General features: G+C 41.2%; 17 protein-coding genes. 8 read left to right on the plus strand and 9 right to left on the minus strand.

Going from position 1 to position 23,074, the window contains the following annotated elements; all coding sequences use genetic code 11:
• Positions 1 to 97: 97 nt before the first annotated feature.
• Positions 98 to 532, plus strand: a complete 435-nt coding sequence (locus tag ACRWQN_RS00300) for an Lrp/AsnC family transcriptional regulator (RefSeq protein ID WP_226412653.1) — start codon at positions 98 to 100, stop codon at positions 530 to 532.
• Between the two features lie 155 nt (positions 533 to 687).
• Here ACRWQN_RS00300 and ACRWQN_RS00305 read toward each other — a convergent pair whose 3' ends face one another.
• The gene (locus ACRWQN_RS00305) at positions 688 to 1,518 is read right to left on the minus strand and encodes an HDOD domain-containing protein (protein ID WP_434927484.1); all 831 of its coding nucleotides are present in this window, start codon (positions 1,516 to 1,518) and stop codon (positions 688 to 690) included.
• A gap of 476 nt (positions 1,519 to 1,994) precedes the next feature.
• Between ACRWQN_RS00305 and menD the strand changes: the two genes are divergently transcribed.
• The 4 genes from menD to menE are packed head-to-tail and all read left to right on the plus strand — an operon-like array spanning position 1,995 to position 7,101.
• The gene (gene menD, locus ACRWQN_RS00310; RefSeq protein WP_434939376.1) at positions 1,995 to 3,734 is read left to right on the plus strand and encodes a 2-succinyl-5-enolpyruvyl-6-hydroxy-3-cyclohexene-1-carboxylic-acid synthase; all 1,740 of its coding nucleotides are present in this window, start codon (positions 1,995 to 1,997) and stop codon (positions 3,732 to 3,734) included.
• Entirely contained in the window at positions 3,734 to 4,573 is an 840-nt protein-coding gene (gene menH, locus ACRWQN_RS00315) for a 2-succinyl-6-hydroxy-2,4-cyclohexadiene-1-carboxylate synthase (protein ID WP_434939377.1), read from the plus strand. Before menD ends, menH begins: the two co-directional genes overlap by 1 nt.
• A gap of 9 nt (positions 4,574 to 4,582) precedes the next feature.
• Positions 4,583 to 5,608: an o-succinylbenzoate synthase gene (gene menC / locus ACRWQN_RS00320; protein ID WP_434939379.1), complete on the plus strand. Its 1,026-nt coding sequence runs from the start codon at positions 4,583 to 4,585 to the stop codon at positions 5,606 to 5,608.
• 8 nt (positions 5,609 to 5,616) lie between these two features.
• Entirely contained in the window at positions 5,617 to 7,101 is a 1,485-nt protein-coding gene (gene menE / locus ACRWQN_RS00325; RefSeq protein WP_434939381.1) for an o-succinylbenzoate--CoA ligase, read from the plus strand.
• 153 nt (positions 7,102 to 7,254) lie between these two features.
• Here the strand turns inward: menE and ACRWQN_RS00330 are convergent, their stop codons facing one another.
• A complete protein-coding gene (locus ACRWQN_RS00330; RefSeq protein WP_434939382.1) occupies positions 7,255 to 9,234 on the minus strand; it encodes a methyl-accepting chemotaxis protein in 1,980 nt (659 codons plus the stop codon).
• A gap of 648 nt (positions 9,235 to 9,882) precedes the next feature.
• Here ACRWQN_RS00330 and ACRWQN_RS00335 point away from each other — a divergent pair.
• Entirely contained in the window at positions 9,883 to 10,941 is a 1,059-nt protein-coding gene (locus ACRWQN_RS00335) for a PepSY-associated TM helix domain-containing protein (RefSeq protein WP_434939383.1), read from the plus strand.
• Between the two features lie 52 nt (positions 10,942 to 10,993).
• On the opposite strand, the gene nfuA is transcribed toward ACRWQN_RS00335, so the two are convergent.
• Both nfuA and ACRWQN_RS00345 read right to left on the minus strand, forming a co-directional pair.
• Positions 10,994 to 11,572 (minus strand): Fe-S biogenesis protein NfuA, encoded by a 579-nt coding sequence (gene nfuA, locus ACRWQN_RS00340; protein WP_434927491.1) that lies wholly within the window; start codon positions 11,570 to 11,572, stop codon positions 10,994 to 10,996.
• 282 nt (positions 11,573 to 11,854) lie between these two features.
• Positions 11,855 to 12,760, minus strand: a complete 906-nt coding sequence (locus ACRWQN_RS00345) for a ComF family protein (RefSeq protein ID WP_434939384.1) — start codon at positions 12,758 to 12,760, stop codon at positions 11,855 to 11,857.
• A gap of 30 nt (positions 12,761 to 12,790) precedes the next feature.
• Here ACRWQN_RS00345 and bioH point away from each other — a divergent pair, with 30 nt between their 5' ends.
• Positions 12,791 to 13,576, plus strand: coding sequence for a pimeloyl-ACP methyl ester esterase BioH (gene bioH, locus ACRWQN_RS00350; RefSeq protein WP_434939386.1), 786 nt, complete (start codon positions 12,791 to 12,793; stop codon positions 13,574 to 13,576).
• Positions 13,577 to 13,670: 94 nt separating this feature from the next.
• Positions 13,671 to 14,171 carry a hypothetical protein gene (locus ACRWQN_RS00355; protein ID WP_434939387.1) on the plus strand — a complete coding sequence of 167 codons (501 nt, stop codon included), beginning with the start codon at positions 13,671 to 13,673 and terminating at the stop codon, positions 14,169 to 14,171.
• Positions 14,172 to 14,322: 151 nt separating this feature from the next.
• Here ACRWQN_RS00355 and ACRWQN_RS00360 read toward each other — a convergent pair whose 3' ends face one another.
• The 5 genes from ACRWQN_RS00360 to ACRWQN_RS00380 all read right to left on the minus strand — a co-directional run bounded on the left by ACRWQN_RS00360 (position 14,323) and on the right by ACRWQN_RS00380 (position 23,073).
• Entirely contained in the window at positions 14,323 to 16,335 is a 2,013-nt protein-coding gene (locus ACRWQN_RS00360) for an LTA synthase family protein (protein WP_434939388.1), read from the minus strand.
• Between the two features lie 292 nt (positions 16,336 to 16,627).
• Complete coding sequence (locus ACRWQN_RS00365; RefSeq protein ID WP_434939389.1) at positions 16,628 to 18,091, minus strand: sensor histidine kinase; 1,464 nt, start codon at positions 18,089 to 18,091, stop codon at positions 16,628 to 16,630.
• Positions 18,091 to 18,765: a response regulator transcription factor gene (locus tag ACRWQN_RS00370; protein ID WP_434939390.1), complete on the minus strand. Its 675-nt coding sequence runs from the start codon at positions 18,763 to 18,765 to the stop codon at positions 18,091 to 18,093. Before ACRWQN_RS00370 ends, ACRWQN_RS00365 begins: the two co-directional genes overlap by 1 nt.
• Positions 18,766 to 18,857: 92 nt before the next feature.
• Positions 18,858 to 20,525, minus strand: a complete 1,668-nt coding sequence (locus tag ACRWQN_RS00375) for a phosphoethanolamine transferase (protein ID WP_434939391.1) — start codon at positions 20,523 to 20,525, stop codon at positions 18,858 to 18,860.
• Positions 20,526 to 20,709: 184 nt separating this feature from the next.
• Positions 20,710 to 23,073, minus strand: coding sequence for a Tex family protein (locus ACRWQN_RS00380; RefSeq protein WP_434939393.1), 2,364 nt, complete (start codon positions 23,071 to 23,073; stop codon positions 20,710 to 20,712).
• Position 23,074: the final 1 nt, after the last annotated feature.

The raw sequence follows: 23,074 nt of genomic DNA on the forward strand, positions 1-23,074 counted from the left end.
CGGTTTTCATTCTGTCGGCGATATAACGCAAACTGCTCGATTAAACCCACAAAATGACGGTTAAAGATAAAAATACCAACAAAATGACGGATCAGTTGTGGATAAATTTGATAAAGCCATTATAAATGAGTTACGCCAAGATGCGCGTCAAAGTATTTCGACTATTGCAGATAGAGTCAATTTATCTCGAAGTGCTGTGACCGAAAGGATTAAAAAACTGGAAAACACCGGCGTGATCCGCGGCTACCAGGTGCTTTTAAGCGAATCGCAAAAACAAGGGGTATCAGCTTACTTTGAAATCCAGCATAAATGCCCGCGGTGCGCAGATGTGGTTCATGTATTTCACAGTATCCCTGAGGTCATTACCTGCCAGGGCATTACCGGTGACATGGATTTATTAGTCTATGTGCATGCGGACTCAATGAAGCGCTTACATGAAATTCGTGAATTTATTGATGCACAAACTGACATTATTAAAATCAAAACCCACGTGGTAATGAGTGAATGGATAAATAATCTCAATTCGGATTAAGCTAAATAAGCGTTCTCATACTCGGGTTAAATCAAGCTAGGGGTAAGCACTAATTTATAAATAAAAAAACCAGCAACCTAATGAAAAGTTGCTGGTACTGTTTTATGACAAGATTTGATTCTAAATATATGAAAAATTTGACTCTACAAATCGATTTACACTAGTTGCTTACCAATCTCTAAGCCCTTACCGCGTAACTCTTCTAACTTCTCAGCTAAACCTGACATATCCATTTTAATAATACCGGCTTTATTCACTAGGGCAGCAAGCCAGGCAGTAAAGATTTCTTCCTCACGTTCATCATCCCAATGCATATAAATTTTTTGAGATAAATACATTAAAATCGCTAATTTTGACGCAGGTTCAGCCTCGATAGGATTACGTTGAAACTCTATACCTGCCACTAAGCTAGGAGTAAATTTCCAGTTTTTAGCCAATAGCGCGCCAACTGAAGGAGAATTAAAACCTAACAATGTGGTTTCAAGCTCTTGCGCATCGCCACCTTGATCAACCGCAACACGAATTTGTGCTGCCAAGTCTGGTTCAATGGTGGCGACTAATAACTCACCGATACGGTGTAAAATCCCGCAGGTAAATGCTTCATCTGCGGGCACGTTACAACGCTTGGCTAATTCCTGACTGTATAGTGCTACTTCAAAGGTCTGGCCCCAAAAGTCAGCTAAATCAATACCGTCTACCTTAGGAATTGCACCAACAACTGCAGAGGCAATGACTAAGGTTCGTAAAGTTTGCATTCCGAGGCGGATCACAGCTTCATCAATCGAACCCACTTCTCGACTGCGGCCAAAATGGGCAGAATTAGCTAAACGAAGTACCCGCGCGCTGATCAATGTATCTTGAGCTACTTTTGATGAAATACTTTTTACTGAACTATTTTCATTATTAACCGCTTCGAGTAATTCACTGATCGCTTTAGGTAAACGAGGAAGTTCATCAACTCTTTTTAATAGCGCCGCAGTCTGCATATATGTTCTCCTGATGATTCACCCATATCCTCTTTTGATAAGGGATGAGTTCACTTAATTGGTCAGTAATGTTTAGCCAATTAACCGACTCACTATGATAGGTGAGATTATTGTGTTTTTATCCTGTTATAACCAAGTTGTAACCGTCATAAGCAAGAGCTAGTGTGACTCCGATTGCTTAGGCAATTGCATTAGCAATCGCCTAAGCAATTTAAGACTCAGTCTATCGCTAACATCAAGCTATCCTGTTGATGTTTGATTTTTCTTATTTAACAGTTTGACATTGTTTAAGTATCTGGCTTTATATAAATCATATATCTAACATTAGCACAACAAAAAATTTACTTGTGGGGTTTTAGTAAATATTTTCACTGATATTTTTCAATGCCATGTTAAAAATGAAGACTAAATCTTAGATATCCCTATGACGAACGGTTACACTTAAAATAGACTCTTTTTTGCAGGTATTTGTTAATATGCAATCTCAGGCCAGTGCCGATTTAAATCTTTTGTGGGGCCAATTAATTTTTGAAGAACTCAGCCGCTTAGGGGTTAAGCACGTATGCATGGCACCAGGTTCACGCTCTACACCTTTAACATTAGCCGCAGCATCACAAACCAGCATTAGTCGCCATATTCATTTTGACGAACGCGGATTAGGCTTTATGGCACTGGGGTTAGCCAAAGCAAGCTGCGCTGCAGTGGCGATCATTACTACCTCTGGTACAGCCGTTGCCAATTTATATCCTGCAATAATAGAAGCATGGTTAACCCATGTACCATTAATTATATTATCAGGCGATCGCCCGCCAGAATTAATTGACTGTGGCGCCAATCAAGCGATTACTCAGCCGGGTATTTTTGGCCATTATGCGACCCAAGTAAATCTACCTACGCCAGATTTAGCTTTACCAGCAAGTGCACTGTTAACCACTATAGATCAAGCCATTAGTCAAACTAGCCAACCAGTACACATTAATTGTATGTACCGCGAGCCGTTTTACCCTAATGAACTTAGCCCCCTAACCAAGCAAGCTAAAAATGCGCCGATTGTTATTCAACAATATCTAAAACCTCTTTGTCAGTGGTTAAGCCATCAACATCCATATAGTTATTATCATCCAACAATGGGAGCACAGCTGCCGAGCGAAGATGGCTTAAAACGCTTTGCCCATGGTAAGGGCGTTATCGTGGTTGGTACCTTGTCACCTGAAGATAATCCGCAACAAATTGTCGAAATAGCTCAAAAACTGGCCTGGCCGATAGTAACCGATGCCCAATCTCAGCTAAGACAGCATTCAGGGGTTATTGGTAATGTCGATCAACTGCTGCTTTGCCCTAGAACCAGCAAGCTATTAGAACAAGCTGATCGTGTCTTGGTGTTTGGTGGACGCTTTATTTCCAAGCGCTTAATCAGTTACTTGGCAAATCAACTTTGGCATAGTTATTGGCAAGTATTACCTCGCTCAAATCGTTTAGACCCTAGCCATCAAAGTAAACAGATTTGGCAAACCAGTGTCAGTGCATTTTGTAAATTAGCCTGGCCACGATCATCAAGTGCCAACTGGGCGCTGGAACTCATTAACCATAATGAAGCCCTAGCTGAATTATTTATCCAACACATTGACCAAACTCAATTTGGTGAGGCACAAGTTATTCGCTGGATTGCCCAACAACAAACTGCCGATAATATTTTATTTATTGGCAATAGCCTACCGATCCGTTTATATGATATGTATGCCCCAATAGGCCCAGCTTTGCCTAAGATATACACCAATCGCGGCGCCTCTGGTATTGATGGGCTGATAGCCACCAGCGCAGGGATTGCTATCGGTCACAAACTCCCTATGGTTATGATAATAGGCGACATTTCTTGCTTGCACGATTTGAACTCTTTGGCTTTATTGAAGCAAATCACCTCGGCATATGTGTTAGTGATATTAAATAATGACGGTGGTAATATTTTTAATTTATTACCTGTTCCAACCGAACAAATCAGAGATGACTTTTATCGCTTATCACATGGATTAGAGTTTGGTTATGGCGCAGCAATGTTTGGCTTAGCTTACCGTCAAGCCGATGATTTAGAGTCGTTTACACAAGCCTATAACGAAGCTATGGACTTTAATTGCGCCAGCGTGATTGAAGTGAATGTCAGCCATGATCAAGCGAGTAATCAAATCGCTCAAATTAGCCAATGGGTTAAACAGCATTAATGGCATGGATTAATCGATACGGCGACCCTAAATTAACTGCCATGGTGTTTCTACATGGCTTTATGGGAGCAAAAGAAGACTGGCAACCTTTGATGGCCAAGATGAGCCAGTATTACCATTGCATTTGTATCGATTTACCTGGCCATGGCGGCAATCAATATCGTTTACCGACCCCAGGATTATTAGAGGCTGCTGAACATATTTTTAAGGCAGTAACCCAATTAGGCTATCAAGATTTTCACTTAGTTGGTTATTCGCTAGGTGGGCGCATAGCCTTACATATCGCCAAAAAACAGCCACAAGCATTACTGAGTTTAGTGCTAGAATCTGCCCATCCCGGTTTGCAAAATGAACTAGATAAACAACAAAGAATACTAAGCGATAAACGCTGGGCAGATAGGCTTATCGCCCTTCCTTTGAAACAATTTCTGAGTTTATGGTATCAACAAGCGGTATTCTCAGGCTTAACTTCAGATCAGCGCCAATGGCTAATCAGTAAGCGCCAATCGAACAATCCACATCATCTTCATGAATGCTACCAAGCAACCTCATTAGGTTGGCAGCAAGACTGTCGAGACGTGTTGCAACAACTCAAGTGTCCTAGCTACTTTATTACTGGCGAGCAGGATAAAAAATTTCTGCAAATAACCAGTAATTGGCTAGAACAACTGCAACAAAGTACCCAAGCAAACATACCCACCTCTAGCGTAGAGCAAACACTTATATCACAGCCTCATGTGAGCATAATTGCAGGAGTGGGTCACAATATTCATTCAATACAACCGCAAATGTTCGCTGACAGGTTATTATTGTTACTTCGCGATGATCCACAAAAATAAGAGTGCCCTATGACTAAGATCGCATCGTTTGAATTGTATCAATTTCAAATTGATTTAACCGTACCTTTACCTGTTGCTAAACAACGCATTGATCATCGAATTGGTATTATTGTTACCGTGACACTGGACGATAACCAACAATATTTTGCCGAAATATCTCCCCTTGCAGGTATTGATATTGAAGGTTTACCATTGACTGGATTTAGCCATGAAACCCTCGCGCAAGTTAGCACTGAACTGATCCAGCTTCAATCTCAGTTAATAGGGCAAGAGATCACTGAACTCGCCCTGGCTGCAGAGAGAAGTTTATTGCCTTCTGTGCAATTTGGTTTAAGTGTATTAGCGGCCAAATGCCTGCAACAGTTCCCCGTTAGAGTCATTACCCAAGCAAATATCCCTTTGCTGTACCAAGGTTTATCCACAACGGTAATTGATCAAAAACTGGCTGATTTAAGCCATATACACAGTGTAAAAATCAAAGTGGCACAAACCGACATGGACAGTGAAATTGCTTTTGTTCATCAGGTGTTAGCACGTAAACCCAGTTTAACGCTACGTCTTGATGCTAATCGCGGTTTTACCCTCAATCAGGCGGTCGATTTTTTAGCCTGTTTACCTAAAAAACAAATCGAATACGTTGAAGAGCCTTGCCAGCAACCCAGTGATAACCTGAAAATGTATCAGCAACTCGGCATAAAATATGCGTTAGATGAGTTTTTATTAACCGCAGATTTAGACTTCGATAAATTATTGCAACAGCAACCAGGCATAGGGGCGTTTATTTTAAAACCTATGTTGTTAGGCTCACTCAGTAAGATGCAAGAGATTGTCAGCCTGGCCGATCACCAAGGTGTGCGTTGTATTGTAAGCTCAAGCCTTGAGTCTGATGTCGGTATTGCTGATTTAGCCCTTATTAGCCAGGCACTCACCCCTGATAATCCACCAGGGCTTGACACCTTAAGTGCATTTAGCCAGCGTTTGTTAGATGAAAATGGCCAATTAAAGCTTAATAAGCTCAAACTGATTAAAGGCTAGTCAGCGATATGATGTTATCTCCAGTTCAACAAGCTGCGCTGCGATCCGCTGATAATACTGCAGTGTTACTTGAAGGAGCGTCGATAACTTACGCAAACTGGGCGGCACACATTTCTGTGCTGTCAGCTAATTTGCTACAACAGGGGGTAATGCCTGGTACTATTATTGCGACCATTATCCCAACACCAGTTAACGCAAATAAAACCCCAAATCACGACTTAGCCCAGCAAACCTTTGCCATCATGACACTTTATTGGGTATGTGTTGAAATTGGCGCCATATTTTTTCCCATTAACGGCCGCTTTTCTGTTAGCCAAATCGATCAACTACTTGGCCGTTTTCAGATCCATTTTATTTGGCAAAATAGCGAAATAGTATCGCTTGAGCGCCATCCAGCGTTAATTGATTTAACTCAAAACGTAACGACTGATCATCAACTCGACAATAGTCAGCCTGTTTATGCTGTGCAAAAAGTAAACCCGCACAAGCCGGTTAATATCATTTTGACATCGGGCTCTAGCGGCACGCCCAAAGCGGCTGTACATGGGTTAATCAATCACATTGCCAGCGCTCAGGGCTCAAGCCGTTATATTCCGCTGCATAATAACGACCGTTGGTTATTGTCATTGCCCTTGTTTCATATTGGTGGCCTGGCCATTGTTAATCGCTGTGCGCTTGCGGCGGCCTGTATTGTGATTAAATCAAACCACATCACATTGGCGCAGCAACTTGAAGATGAAGCAGTTACCCACGTATCAATGGTACCAACACAAGCGCTTCAAATTCTGCAGCAAGCGCCACAGGCGTTAAGCGGATTAAAAGCCTTATTACTTGGTGGTGGGGTTATCGAAGCTACATTGATTGAAACCCTAGCACAGAAAAAAGTGAACACTTACACCAGCTACGGTATGACTGAGATGAGCTCGCAAATCACCACTGCCAAAGCCAATTTACAACAACATCATGGCCGCGCATTACCTAATAGACAGTTAAAATTGGTTGATGGGGTTATTTGGGTAAAGGGTGAGTGTTTGTTTCAAGGTTATCTAGAGATAAATCAACAGCAACAATACCAGCTGCATTTACCTGTCGATGAACAAGGCTGGTTTTGCACACAGGATCGCGGCCAATTAAATGAAAAAAGCCAACTGATATTATTAGGTCGAGTCGATAACATGTTTATCTGTGGTGGCGAGAATATCCAACCAGAAGAAATTGAATCAGTGTTACTGCAACACCCTTTAGTGGTTAACGCTATAGTCTTTGGCCTTGCTGATGACAAATTTGGTTTACTACCCGCGGCGATTATTGAATACAAGCAAGCTGAAGTACCAACGAAAGTAGAACAACAATTAGCTCAAATGGTAACGCGACAGCTTGCTAGTTTTAAGCGCCCCAGACACTTTTATGCCTGGCCAGATATCGCAATTAATGGCCTTAAAATTAATCGAAAGCAAATCATTGCCACAGTCCATAACTTAAAAAATAGCTAGGTGAAAAAGTACATAAATGAAAACCTGACTAGGTGATGTCGTATCACCCCGTATAATTAAGGTACGCTATAGCGAATACCTAGATGAATCCTAAAGAGCAATTAACCATAAAGGTTCCGCATCCCCCTATGCGGAGGATGCTTATGGTATTGACTATTGCAGTTTAAACTTCAGCGTAATGCCATTTAACTGCCTCACTAAATGACTTAAATCAGCGCTGGCCTCTGAAATTTGCTGTGCTCCTTCAGCATTTTGTCTGCCAACATCATTAATCGTCACTAAACACTGATTAATTTCTTCAGCGGCATCGGCTTGCTGCACAGCTGCAGCAGCAATTTGCTGCGCATTTAATGCGATTCGATCAATTTCTACGGTAGTTTCTTTAAACGAGTTTTGGGTATCACGAGCCTTCTCTACAGTGTCTAAAGCATGCTCTGCGCTGTATTTCATTACTGTAACTGCGTGATTAGTTTTGGTTTGCAGAGTTTGGATCATCAATTCAATATCTGCCGTTGAGTTCTGGGTTTTCGACGCTAATTGTCTAACTTCATCGGCAACCACGGCAAAACCACGTCCCTGCTCCCCTGCTCTAGCGGCCTCAATCGCGGCATTCAACGCCAGTAAATTTGTTTGCTCAGCTATCGATCGAATAACCTCAAGCACTGACCCAATGCTTTGGCTCTGCTTAGCAATTTCTTGCACCACATTTGTAGCCTTGGAGACTTCGTCACTTAAGGATAAAATAACGGTAATAGTCTGTTCAATGCTGTCAGTAGCAGCCTCAGAAATATTAGATACATGGCTGGTTGAATCTGCTACGTTTCTAGCGTTCATAGCAACATCTGCAATCGTAGTCGCCATTTCTTGCATTGCTACGGACACATTATGAATATTGGCCTGTTGTTCTTGTAAACTGATATTTGATTGATGGCTTGTTGAGCTAGTTTGCTCTGCTGTGGCGGATAATTGCGATGTGGCATCAACAATGCTGCCGATGATTTGTCTTAAATATGTCGACATAGTACGCATGGCTCCATATACACCAATCAACTTAACGTTAGATTCAAAGTTAACGGTAAGATCACCACTGGCTATGCGCTCGGTAATCACTTGCATTGTTTTGGGTTCTCCGCCCAAAGGACGCAAAATTGATTGCGTGATCACATAGGTAGTCATCAAAATACCTATCACCGCAAGCACGGTAATAAGCAAAATAACCCAGCGCAAATGATGCACAGCAGCCATGGCTTCGGCTTCATCAATTTCAACTAGCAAGGCCCAGTACAAATCATTAATTTTAATTTGTGCATATGAGGACAGTACCGGATTACCATTGTAATCAGTGATTATTTGCGTGTCTGACGTCCCTTTTAATGCAGCATGAGCAGCAACAGTATCAACGCCATTATTTTTGACATTACCACTAAAACTGGCTTTTACTGAATGTCCTGTGGGATCAAGAAAAGAGTCTGAACGCATCCGCAAATCTGGCCCTACAAGATAACTTTCGCCTGTCTCACCCATACCAGCCCGTAGCTGCATGATTTCATTTATCGACTCAAGTGACAGCTGTAAAGCAATCACGGCTTTCACCTGATTATTTTCAATAATCGGCTGAGCGATAAAGGCTGCTGGCTCACCATTACTCGGTGCATAGGGAGCAAAATCGATGATCTGGTAACTCTGTCGACTCATGGTTTGGCGAAATAACTCACCCAAATTTGAGTCTCTATAATTGCCGTTATTTAAATTCGTTTGGTAATCTGACTCTTTAGCAACCGTATATAAAATGTTACCCGAAGGGCTAATCACAAACAGATCATAATACTGATAAGCGCTAACAAACTGCGTCAGGTAGTCGTGCTGCGCATCAGCACTACGGGATAATTGCGCTTCATCATTGAAGTTTAAATTTTTAGAAAGGGTATATTGCAGTAAGTTTAAATCTCCCTGCCGTTCAGCAAAGTAAGACTCAATTTGTTCTTTTTTGATGTATTTAATCGAATCAAGCTGATTGAATGCTTGTTGGGTTAATGTTTGGCTGCTGATGTAGAGCACGGTAATACTGATAATACATGCTGGGATCAGGCCTATCGACAAGAAAGCCAGCAATAGCTTTTGCTTAAGTTTCATTTAATAACCTTTAAGTTCATCCGTGATGATTGCGTGAGGTAGAGTATCCCTTCAATATTAAACTGCGATATTAATTGGAGTTTTTTCACCATCGAAATGGCATAAAACAAACAAAAAATACTAATACACTGTTTTAAAATCTTTTTTAAACGCTGTTTTAAACACTATAACAATAGATGTGAAAAGAATTACGCGCAAATATCAAAAGTGAATGAGATAGAGTTAATTAGCAGAAATACCTTACAAATTACAAAAAGCGCGGATTAGATAGACCATTTTGCAACAAACATTAGCAATTAATTATTAACCAATACTTAATTTATCGTGACAACACCATGGGCAGTCTTCTCTTAAAGCAAACGATATCCACCCTAGCGTGATATTCACCTCTTTAACCCGAGGTGAGGGTAAATACATTACTCATTTTAAAAAACCTACCAAAATAATTTAAAGACCTTTAAATACAGTATTTTAAGTAAAATAAAATACAAATTTAACAGATTTTGATTGATATTCACAAGGAGTATAGTTGGCATCTTTACACTTCTTTAATTGATGAATTAAACGATATTAATTATCATTCGCATAAATTAAACGCAATACTAAATAGTCGTGACTTTTTCACGATCAAAACTGAGAACGTTATTTATGAAAGTGGTATCAGCTTTAAAATGGTTTCATAACTGGGTAGGATTTTTTATTAGCATTACTATGCTCATAGTCTTAACCACAGGGGTCTATCTTGGCAGCATGGATATGCTTAATCGCCTAGACAATAAAGGCCAGCAATTTGTGCCGCTAAACACAGCAGAAAAAGCACAGGTAACCCAAACTGTGTTTGAGCGTTATCCTGAAATGAGTACGGTACGTTTTCCAACCGAGCACTCACCTTTTATTGAAGCTGCGACCCGTGGAAAAAGCATTGCGTTAGATAATAATCTAAATGAAATCTCCATCCATGAATCTAAAAATGTGCCTTTTTATAGTACAATTTTTTGGTTACACAGAAATTTTTTACTCGATGATGTGGGCAAATATATCAACGCATGGGCTGCAATCATTGGCGGTGTGATTACCTTAATTGGGGTTTACTTATGGTGGCGGGTACGCAGTGGATTTAGGCTTAAACACAGTGTGCCAAAAGATACCCGTTCAAGCAGCTTAGTGAAAAGCCATATTCAACTAGGATTATTTATTTCACTACCGTTATTTATTTTGTGTATAAGTGGATTTTTGATCACTTACAAAGGCTTATGGACGGATTATTTACAACACCAGCAAGCACCCAATGTGTCTTATCCGCAAAGCCAGGAAAACGACTGGTACAGTCAACTGGATACCGCTCAGAAGCTGTGGCCAGATTCACTGTTAGTCGCGGTAAGTAAACCAAGGCAACCAGAGGCGCAAGACGCTACAGAACAAGATTTAGAATACAGCATACGTTTTGATAGCCGCAATAGTGTCTGGTTAAGACAAGCAGATAACATTACGATGAATTACCAACGAGGTGAAATTCAGTCCGCATTAAAGCACAGTGACCGACCGATTGCAGGTCAAATAGCCAGCTTTGTGAGACCGCTCCATGATGCACTGAATATGCCTTTTAGCTATGTACTATTCATTACTTTCGTATCTGTAATTGGTACATTTATTTTATTGTTTAGTGTAGTAACGTTTTATCGACGGACATTTAAATCTAAAGCCTGATATAACAAAAAACGCGCCCTATAGGCGCGTTTTAAATCAAAATAATCAGAGATTAAGCGTAAGAGTGATCACCATGTTGATGGTCAGTCACGTCACGCACACCCTTAAGTTCACCTGGGAATAGGTCAAGTAATTGCTTCTCGATACCATCTTTTAAAGTAATATCTACTTGTGAGCAACCGTTACAGCCGCCACCAAATTGTAATACGGCGACATCCTCAGCAGAAATTTCCACCAACATAATGTTGCCGCCATGGCTAGCAAGCTGTGGGTTTATTTCCGACTGAATAACATATTCAATACGTTCTTTTAATGGCGCGTCGTCAGACACTTTACGCATTTTGGCATTTGGTGCTTTTAAGGTTAACTGCGAACCCATTTGATCAGTAATATAATCAATGGTGGCCTCTTGAAGAAAAGGCACACTTTTCTCATCAACCATAGCCTTAAACCCGTTGAACGGTAATTCCATATCATCATCTTCTACCGCATCTGGTGGGCAATAAGACACACCACATTCTGCTTGTGCGGTACCAGGGCTGATAACGAATACACGAATATGCGTGCCTTCGGTTTGATCTGCTAATAATTTTACAAAATGAGCCTGAGCTGCTTCGGAAATGGAGATCATAAAACTTACTCCGTCAGGTAATACCTGAGTAAATTAGTGAGAATTAGCACCATGATACTCTGTGTTGCATTCTCTTTGTAGCCCTCTTCATCGTTTGATCATTAAAAAATACAATAAATCATCTGCATTAATGGGTAATAATAGATGTCTAGTATCAAAGTTACGCTAGGGGTTGTTGAACTTTTGTGGTCAAAGTTTGTTCCAACTAAACCGTTTGCTCTTTATATTAGCCTGCCACGCATGGTGTTATGCCTAGCATTCTAAGCGAATATATTGATCGATTTAGCCGCGTAACTCAGGCGCCTCGGCACGCGCTAAACACCATGTTTGACTAGCTATGTGGTGTTGTTTTAGTAATGCGGCTATCTCATTAATCGTCGTTCCGGTTGTGACCACGTCATCAACCAGCGCCACATGTTGGTAGCAAGATTGCTTAGGTACTAATTCTGATGCTAAGTCAGGTTCCAGTGATGCCATCAAAGCAAAGGCTTGGTGGCAGTTGTCACGTCTTTGTTTTCCGTTCAGTCCCGCTTGTGGCTGCGTATCTTGAAGTCGAAAAATAAACTGATCATCTAACGGCAGGTCAAGCATCGCACTAAGTTGTTTGGCAATTAACCACGCCTGGTTAAAGCCCCGTTGACGTAAACGATTTGAGTGTAATGGCACAGGAATAATCACTTGGGGTAACTCAATTAAACCGTGTTTAACAAGTTGTTGAATGCGGTATGCCAGCTGTTGTGCCAGTACCTGTAAAGCGGCTATTTGGCGCTGGTATTTTATCGCACTCACCAGTTGGCCTAAACCTTGATGATAACTGCAAGGCGCAATCACTTTAATCGGCAAACTTGCCATACACTGACCGCAATACTCTTGTAATTGCACTAACGGTTTAGCACACCCCAAACACACTTCGGTTTGATATAAACCACTCACTAAACAATGCTGACATACCCCAGTGAGTACTTGACCGTCAAATAACTTCGCATAGCCTTGCTGCTCAATCCTTTGCTGGCACAGTAAACAGCGGTTAGGTAAACTGCGACGAATATAACGACTAAAATGGGTTAATAACCTAACGCCTTTAGCATGTAAGGCGGCTAATGGGATAACAGCAGACTGACTTTGGAGTTTAATCTTAGGTTGATGATTGTATAGCTGCGTGCATCCTTGCTTATTAAGTGAGTTCACTATTCATTCCTTTAAATAGAGGTTAAAAAATTGCCAAACCCCAAACTGTATATCAATACCCTAGGTAATGGCCAAGATATCGTGTTACTTCACGGTTGGGGCGTCAATAGTGCGGTGTTTGAACCCTTAAAACAGGCCCTGTCTGAGTATAGAGTGCATTATGTCGACTTGCCCGGTTTTGGCGACAGTGACCCTATTGAGGGCGACATTGATATCTGGGCTGCAGCGCTAGCAACACAATTACCCGATAATGCAATTTGGTTAGGCTGGTCATTAGGCGGGTTAGTTGCCACTCAAGTAGCATTAACATTTCCAACTAAAATAAAAGCCTTAATTACAGTCGCATCGTCCCCTTGTTTTATGGCGCAGCCCGATGAAAAACCGCAACCCTGGCCAGGCATTGCGCCGCAGGTATTATCTCAGTTTTCACAGCAGTTACATAAAAACCTGCCTAAAACGATTGAGCGTTTTTTAGCTATTCAAGCCATGGGCAGTGAAACAGCAAAAGCAGATATTCAAATGATAAGACATCTGGTGCTGGCTAAGCCCTTACCCTGTGAGGACAGTTTGCAGCAGGGGTTAGCCATGCTTGCAGAGGTAGACTTACGTACTCAATTAACCAATATAAAGCTACCTTGGTTGAGGATATGGGGCAAATCAGATAGTTTAGTGCCGAAAAGTGGGCTTGAAATGCTAGTAAAAGCTAAAAATATCGATGACATTATCCTAGCCAAAGCATCCCATGCGCCTTTTATCTCACATTCAAGCCTGTTTATTGAACACCTTTGTGACTGGATTAAAGGTATTAACAGCTAGTACTTTAACATCGCTTAAATATTGGCTATAATTTAACCGCCATAAAAACAAATTAACTTCAGATATAGATTATCCCGAGCGGAGGTTATTGAGTATGTTGATTAATTCCCATTACCCGCAAGTTTCGATAGTAACCTCTAATGTTGCGACGGATTCTGCACGGGTGGATAATCAACAAAAGCCGCCCATTATTCCACCGCAGCAACCGACAAAGAATCATCCTGAGCGTGCTTACAATCAACAAAATGAACGCACTCAAGCGCACAATATTGTTGAACAAAAACAGCAACAGCAGCGTTCAGCAAACCAAAGAGAAGCCATTGTTCAACAATTAGTTGCACCTAAAAGCTTACAGGGACAACCGCTAAATATAGTGGCAAACAACACGCCAACCATACAGCGTAAAGATATTCGTATTAAACAATCGCTCCAAGCTGAACAAAGCACAACGCAAAGCAGTAAGTCTTCGGTACGTAATGATGAAATGCCCAAGCAAAGCTCAGCGTATTATCAGCAAGTAAGGCAACATGTTAGCCAATATTATGGCCAAAACAACATGCCGACCAATCTTGCGAGTATCCCTGATACGGTATAAGACGCCATCTGACGTCTTATACCTACTATCGTCTCAACCTATCTCACGCCTAGACACTTTCACGGCATGGCATGGCATGGCAACTAACTCTACTGAATAACTAGCTCGACTGAATAACTAGCTCGACTGAATAACTAGCGCGACTGAATAACTAGCGCGACTGTTGCTCTGTTTGAGTTTGTTTCGGCAAAGTAAACCAATGATTGTTATAGGCAGCGCTGCCCCACAATGCAATTCCGAGTGCATTTTCAGCTTGTTCGGTATCTAGTTCACGTGACGTTAGTGTTTCTGCACCAAAATCATATACAAAGCTTTTAGCAGCTTGTTCTGGCTGTAATATAGTCACTTGATTGCCTTCCATTAAGGCGAAGTTTTTATCATATTGCATCATGGCTCGACCCGGCCAATCTGCCGCTTGTTGGGTTAAATCACGTCCTAACATAGGGTAACTGTCTGAAATCCCCATCATAGACAATAACGTCGGCGCCATATCAATTTGGCTAACCACTCTAGGGTCACGTATGGCTTCAATCCCACCACCTAAAATCAGTCCTGGGATACGAAAACGTGAAATAGGCACTAAGTTAGCGCCGCCGACACGACTATCGTGATCAGCTACCACAAGAAATAAAGTGTCTTTCCAATAGTCTGCTTTTTGGGCTTTTTTGAAAAACTCGCCCACTGCGTAATCCGCATACTTCACGGCATTGTGCATGGTATATTGCGGTTGTTCATACAGTTCAATCCGGTTGTCAGGGAACTCATATGGATCATGATTACTAGAACTAAACACTAAACTAAAGAATGGCTTACCTTGCTCATGCATAGCGGTAAACTCGTCATGGGCTCTAAACAACAAGTCCTCATCTGACACGCCCCAAGATGCGACAAATGCAGGGTTTTTGTAGTCATTTTGATCGATGATTTGACTAAAGCCATTGCCCAGGAAAAAGCTGCGCATATTATCAAAATGACTTTCGCCACCATAAATAAATTGGGTTGAATAACCGTTACGCTTTAATAATTCTGCAATGGTAAAAAAGTTAGTTTGGCTTTTACCCAACTTAACTACCGCACGAGCGGGCGTTGGAGTAAAACCTGTGGTAATGGCTTCAATTCCTCGTACTGAGCGGGTTCCTGTGGCGTAAAGGTTTTCAAAAAACCACCCTTGTGAGGATAACTCATCAATATTAGGTGTCAGCGGTAACCCGCCTAAACTGCCAACAAATCGAGCGCCTAAACTTTCTTGCAAAATAATCACTAGGTTTTTAGGCTTACCCTGATAAGTTGCCTGGTTAAAGGTCAAACTTGGCAAGTCAGTTGACGTAAATGCTTGTGCTGAACGACCACTTTGACGACGAATAATATCGATAACCTTTTGATCATCTAACTTGCCGTATACCTTTGAGGCCTCTTCTTCATTACTCATTTGTTTAATGGCGAAGGTGAGTGAGTAACCCGAGTTCAATACTAATGAGTTAACTAAAGGATCATCTGAAAACGCGACTAAAGAAGGGTTTAATGGTCGATGACCTAAAGAAGAACGCGCTCCTAAAATAGTGACACAAATAACCAAAATGGCCATCACAGGGCGCCAATACCACCGCGGTGTACGCACATTTCGGGTAAAATAGTCAGACAAGCGCCAGCCTGCATATAATGTTGCTGTAGACACTACAAAAGCGAATATCAGTTCAGCCTTTCGACCGGCCCACAACATCGACAGCACTTCTTTAGGGTAAATAAGGTATTCAACATATAAACGATTCGGTCTGAAGCCGTATTCTTGAATAAATGACGGCGTCGATATTTCTAAGAACACGATTAACCACAAGCCAAGAGTTAGCCAGACTTTTAAAATCAGTGCCCACAAGCGCCCTATTGCATGATTTCCTGCAAATAATGCAGTACCAAGCGCTGCAATACCGAACAACCAGCACAATGTTGCAAAATCAACCCTTATGCCCTGAAATATAATATCTGACCATCCTTGAGCGTCATTGACTCGTTCAAGTTGCCACAGTGATAAGCCAATACGGCTCAATGTAGTCACAGCTAAAATGATCAGCGCAAACACAAAAATAGCGCTATAGATATTATGTGGCTTGGGGTAACGAGATGATCTGATGTAGTCGACATTCGACTTGAGGGAAAATAACCCCATTAATGACTCCAATATATTATTCTGTTATTTTTAGGATACTTTATGTCTATGGCACGATACTTTGTGTCATAACAGCAATCGGTTTTAACACCGGCAATCAGCAGCGTGCACGTTAACAGAATACTAACATGTGTCAAATAATGATTAATGCGATATTGTTCAATGATTACAGTCAGCTTATAAAATAAAACTCATTGTTTATGATTATTTCGATTCAAATTTGACGCTCAATATAAATATTAGTTCACTGTAAACTAATAAAATTCACATTTACTTAACCCATTGTCTCTTGTCAGCCACTAATATCGCCCATCACTGGCAATGCAAAGGTAAATGCGATTCGATTTGTATCAACGAGGCCAAACGAAAAAGCGTATTGATTCACCTGGGCTATATTATCCACAATAGCTAAACCCAGCCCATGCCTATTTTGGTGTTGACGTGACTTTTCGGTTTGAAACAAAGGGAGCGTCAAACGGTCTAAATCATCATCACTGATACTATTAAGTAACTCATTTTCAATGGTGATCACTATCATCGCTGATTTGTTGCCCTGAACAGGTTGTTTTTGCTTAATAAGACGAATATCAACCTTTGACTGCTGCGGGCTGTAAAACAGTGCATTATCAATCAAGTTATACAGTACAGTATGAAGCGAAAACGCATCTGTTTGGCACATGACTCCATTTAACTCACTGATGACGTTGACTCTGGCTAACGATCCGCTTCGCAAAGCATTTAACTCAGCGACGATTTTTTGAATAAAAGCTTCAACATCAATCAAAGTTTGGCTTAATTGCAACCCTTCGGAAGACGCCTTTTGCAGTAATAATAAATTATTGACTATATCTTTCATTTTTAAGCTTATGCTGAGTACATCTTGCTTGTAGCTCACGCCTATTCGTTCGTCGTCGGGATAACGTATATAGATTTCACTTAAACTAATTAGCTCACTGATCGGGGTTTTAAGCTCGTGGGCAATATCGGCGGTGATCCGTTTTTCATTCTGCAGATGTTTGTGATTGATTCTTAGAAATTTATTGAGTTCATTTTTTATCGGTTCAATTTCGATAAACGCTTTAAAATGGGCAGGAAGTTTTAACTCAGCTTGCTGGAAGTCGATATCTTTGAGCGCCTGGTTTAGATCATTCAATGGCTGTAACCCTCGATGAATTAACTTCACCACGGCCCAACGCATAAATAGAATCACCAGCAATAAACCCACAGCTAGACTGGAGTCGATAATAATCAGAATATGATTTAACTCTTCTTCTGACAGTGCCACAGTGAGCACCATGGGGGCTATATTTCCAGTGATAATACGTTGATATTTGTCAGGAACCTGTGGTTCAAAAACAGACACCATTGCTCGCCCTGAACGCCCATCGGGCAAAGTCACATTAAAAAACTGCTGACCATTAATGGGTAAATCAACTTTAATTAGGTTGGCTTGGCCAAAATGGGCTAATGACTCAGAGCGCTCAAACACAACGCCATCTTGCCACAGCTGAAAATACTCTCCTTTTGCAGGTAAAGTAAATTCAGGCATAAACTCACCCGCAAAATCAAACTCGACTCCTGTCGGCGACACTTTTATTAAGGTTTTAAGGTAGTTCGATTTAGTCGTAAGCGCATTATCAAATTCAGTATCAATCCAGTTATCGATAATAATATCAACCGCTAAAAATACCAGCACGACAATAATTAATACTGCCCAGGTCATACGATTAACTAAACTGCTCGCTAATGATTTCATTAATCCTCACCCACAAAATAACCAAAACCGCGTTTATTTTTTATCGGTAAGCTTGCGCCCACTAATTTTGCTTTTTTACGCACCGCCGATAAATGGGCTTCGATAGTATTTTTCGATAAATGGTTAAATGAGCCAACAACGGCCTCACTTATCTGTTCAGGATTAAGCACTTGATTAGGGTTGTTAAATAAATACTCGATAATTTTGTATTCATTTTTAGTTAACTCTATGATTGTCTGCTTATAAATTAATACCTTTTGATTATCATCAAGCAGTAACTCACCCAATCGTATATTTTTCGAATGTGAGGTTAGATCACCGCGGCGGCCCAAGGTAACCAAACGAGCCTGAAGTTCGTCAAATGAAAAAGGTTTGGTGAGGTAATCATCAGCCCCAGCGAGTAAACCGGCAGCGCGATCTTCAGTTAATGATTTTGCCGATAAGATAATCACCTTGGCTTGGTTGCCCAGTTTACGAATACTTTTAAGTAAACTAATACCATCTACATTGGGCAGCATTAAGTCTAAAATAATAAAGTCATAATGATTTGTCAGCGCCATACTGAGGCCTTCAGAACCATCACCGGTTTCATCAACCGTATAACCCAAATGATCCAGTCCTACTCTGATCCCCCGACGAAGCGCTTCAGAATCTTCAATTAGCAACACTTTCATCTATCTTCCTGCTTATTCCATTAACGCATTTATAGGTATACCACTGGACATCTCAAGCGCCAGCATTCTGTCGATTCATATATCTACATTGCTTAAATCACTTTACAGCCATGACTAATATCAAGTTGACTATTTCTTAAATGAGTTTCAACTCCATATAAGCCCAACAAGGTATGAAAAAGATTGTCGTGTGAGTGTTCACCTTTACTGGCCTGTTCAACAATGCATTTCCGGTCAAGCATTTTTGCTTCTGTATAGCTTTCAGGCAACCACATCAGCCAAGGCACATGAGTTTGTTGGCTTGGGGCTATCGCGTAAGGTGTACCATGCAGATAAAGACCATTTTCACCTAATGACTCACCGTGATCAGAGACATACAACATGGCAACCTGATATTCAGACTCATACTGCTTTAATATACTAACAACCTGAGACAAAATATAATCGGTGTAATGTATCGTATTGTCATACACATTAACGATTTCTTCATCGGTACAGTTTTCAATATCACTGCGATTACAAGCGGGCGTAAACACCTCCATCTCTTTCGGGTAACGCTTCCAATATGTCGGGCCATGGCTACCAATAGTGTGCAAAGCAATAAATTGATTTTGCAAAGTAGACCCTAGGTCATTTACCGCGCTTGCTTTGATATGAGCTGACAGTTGTTCAACTAAAACCGCATCAAAACAGGTTAGACCATCGCAAAGCGGATTATTATCACTTATGGCGACCTCTTTCTTAGTAATGCGACTAGCAACCTCTTTGTCACCACCATCATTTTCAAACCAAGTCACTTCAATGCCCGCTTGCTGTAATACCTCTAACACATTATCTTGGGCATTAGCCTGATTTCGCTTAAAATTATCCCGATTCATATCAGACATCATACAAGGTAATGAATGCGCGGTTGCCGTGCCACATGAAGATACATTAGCAACACTGATCATATCCAGCGACTGAGTAAAAGGATTGGTGTTTCGAGAGTAGCCATAATAAGCCATATTTTCCGCCCTAGCTGTTTCGCCTACTACCAGCACAAATAGGGTTGGCTTTTGGTTTTTCTTGGCATCTAAGTGGGCATCTGTGCCACGCGCCTTGTAAACTAATGGCTCTGTTAAATAGGTATTATTGATGTACTTAACGGTATTAAAAATGTGTGCTGGGTTAATCATTTTATTTAAGTAATGATTATTACGCCCTACAGAAGCGTAATCCTTGTAAAAAAATAACGCTACAACACCAACAAGTGCTAAGCCAATAACAACTAATCCAATACGTTGCAAGACACCTTTTAAGATACTGTCGGCCCGAATAACCCGAGTTCGTAACAATAATAATGATGGAAAAATACCCAAAGTGCTGACAAATAACACCGAGGGTAAACTCACATAAGACCAAGCCTCACCAGTATTAGTCTCAAAGATATTTTCAATCATGCCATAGTCAAACATGACATTATAAAACAACATAGCGAACATGGTCGTGGCTGACGACACTAATAACAATGTCACAAAAGGCTTAAACACATACTTAATAGAAATAGAAAACATGCTGAAAATAATTAAGAATAGTCCGGTTAACAGCACAGCAGGAGACAGCTTAAACAGCAGATGGCCTTCTGTTGATAATTCATAAATTCGTTGATTAATTGGGTAATTTAACACAACAGCAAAATAAACTGACAATAGAATAATAACGCTAGTGACATGTAATTGAGGAGAGCCAATACGTAAAAATAGTTTAGAAAGTGTCGACATGCTTTACCTATTATGATGATTTAATATTCTTAATTACCTAAATGTATCATCCACAACCAAACTTAAGAATGGCTTAAGAAATACTGAATATTCACTTGCCCAGTGAAACTTCAGTTTATAACAGGTATAAAAACAAAAAAGCGCTTACTAATAAGCGCTTTCTGAATGATATATACAAGCAAAATTACTTTTTCATTTTAGCCAAAGCATCCGCGAACGCATTACCCATAGCGGCATTAGCCGGCACTTTAACTTTTGGCGGTGTAACATTTCTACCAGCATGCGCAGGTTTTTGGCCTTTATTATGAGCAGGTTTACCCTTGCCAGGCTGACCCATAAATTGTGGCTTGCCGTCTGTATTAGCCGGTTGCGGTATTTCATCAAGGCGCATGCTTAAGCTGACTCGGCGGCGCTCAATATCCACTTCCATCACTTTGACTTTAACCACGTCACCCGCTTTCACTATGGTATGCGGATCGCTAACAAACTTGTCGGTTAATGAAGAAATATGCACTAAACCATCCTGATGAACTCCCACATCAACAAAGGCACCAAAGTTAGTCACATTAGTCACAACGCCTTCAAGGATCATGTCCACTTTTAAATCGTTAAGCGCTTCAACACCGTCTTTAAAGTTGGCTGTTTTAAACTCACCACGCGGATCTCGCCCGGGTTTATCTAACTCAGCCAAAATATCGGTAATGGTCGGTAAACCAAATGATTCAGTGACAAACATCTCAGCTTTCACGCCCTTTAATAACTCGCCATTACCAATCAATTGGGCAACATCATGTTTCGACGCGGCGGCAATAGACTCCACAATTGAATACGCTTCAGGATGCACTGCTGAACCATCAAGTGGATTATCACCATTGCGAATGCGTAAAAATCCTGCGGCTTGCTCATAAGCTTTCGGCCCTAAACGCGCCACTTTCAATAATTGCTTACGGTTAGTGAATTGGCCATGCTCATCACGGTAATCAACTACGTTTTTCGCTAAGGTTTTATTCAGCCCAGCCACTTGTGCCAATAACGGCGCAGAGGCCATGTTTAAATCAACACCCACACTGTTCACGCAGTCTTCAACCACAGCTTCAAGCGATTGCGATAACTGGCTTTGACTAACATCATGTTGATATTGCCCTACGCCAATGGCTTTAGGTTCAATTTTAACTAATTCAGCTAATGGATCTTGTAAGCGACGCGCAATTGACACCGCGCCTCGAATCGACACATCTAAATCGGGAAATTCATTAGCGGCAAATTCGGAAGCCGAGTAAATAGAAGCACCGGCCTCACTGACCATGACTTTAGTTAAAGTTGGACGACTTTCTTTTACTGCTGCAATTAACTCGCCTGCCAGCTTGTCGGTTTCACGCGAGCCTGTACCATTACCAATCGCGATAATGTCCACTTTATGCATACCAACCAGATTGGATAATGTCTTTATTGATTTGTCCCACAGATTTTGTGGTGCATGCGGGAAAACCGTTGTATGGGCGACTAACTTGCCGGTGTTATCAACAATCGCAACCTTCACACCGGTACGAATACCAGGGTCTAGCCCCATAGTCGCTTTTGCGCCCGCAGGCGAAGCCATAAGCAAATCACCCAAGTTGCGGGCAAAGACTTTAATCGCTTCTTCTTCGGCGCTTTCACGCATTTTAGTAATAAATTCAGTTTCCATTTGTAACGCAATTTTAATGCGCCACGCCGAGGTAACAACGGTTTTTAACCATTGATCGACACTTGAATCGGTGAGTTTAAGCTTGAAATGGTCGGCAATAATCACTTCACAATAACTGCCTTGTTTGGCTTCAGTATCAGGGTCGGCATTCATACTTAAACTTAAAATACCTTCATTGCGGCCACGAAGCATAGCTAAGGCGCGATGTGATGGTACTTTAGTGATTCTTTCACTTTGCTCAAAGTAATCGCGGAACTTAGCGCCTTCTTTTTCTTTGCCTTTAACCACTTTGCTTTCAAACACAGCCTGTTGGGCTAAATGGTTACGAATTTTAAGGACTAGATCAGCATCTTCGGCAAAGCGTTCCATCAAAATAAAACGTGCGCCATCCAGCACAGCTTTTGCATCAGCAAAACTGGCCTCAGGGTTAATAAATTCGGCGGCTTTAGCGTCAGCATCTGCGCTGCGATCGGCAAGCAATATATCGACCAATGGCTCAATGCCAGCTTCAATGGCTATTTGCCCTTTAGTACGGCGCTTAGGTTTGTACGGCAAATATAAATCTTCAAGGCGAGTTTTGCTGTCGGCTTCATCGATTGCATACTTTAACGCTGGGGTTAACTTACCCTGTGCGTTGATGCTAGACAAAATTACCTGACGTCGGTCGCTCATCTCGGTTAGATACCCTAAACGGGAGTAAAGCTGACGTAACTGAGTATCATCTAATCCGCCGGTAGCTTCTTTACGATAACGAGCAATAAAGGGCACTGTTGCACCATCATTAAGCAAGGCGATAGTGGCATCGACTTGTTGTTGGCGAACATTCAATTCTTGGGCAATTATTTGGGCAATATTATGCATA

This window comes from Shewanella sp. HL-SH8, from assembly GCF_051165765.1.
GTDB classification, from domain to species: domain Bacteria; phylum Pseudomonadota; class Gammaproteobacteria; order Enterobacterales; family Shewanellaceae; genus Shewanella; species Shewanella glacialimarina.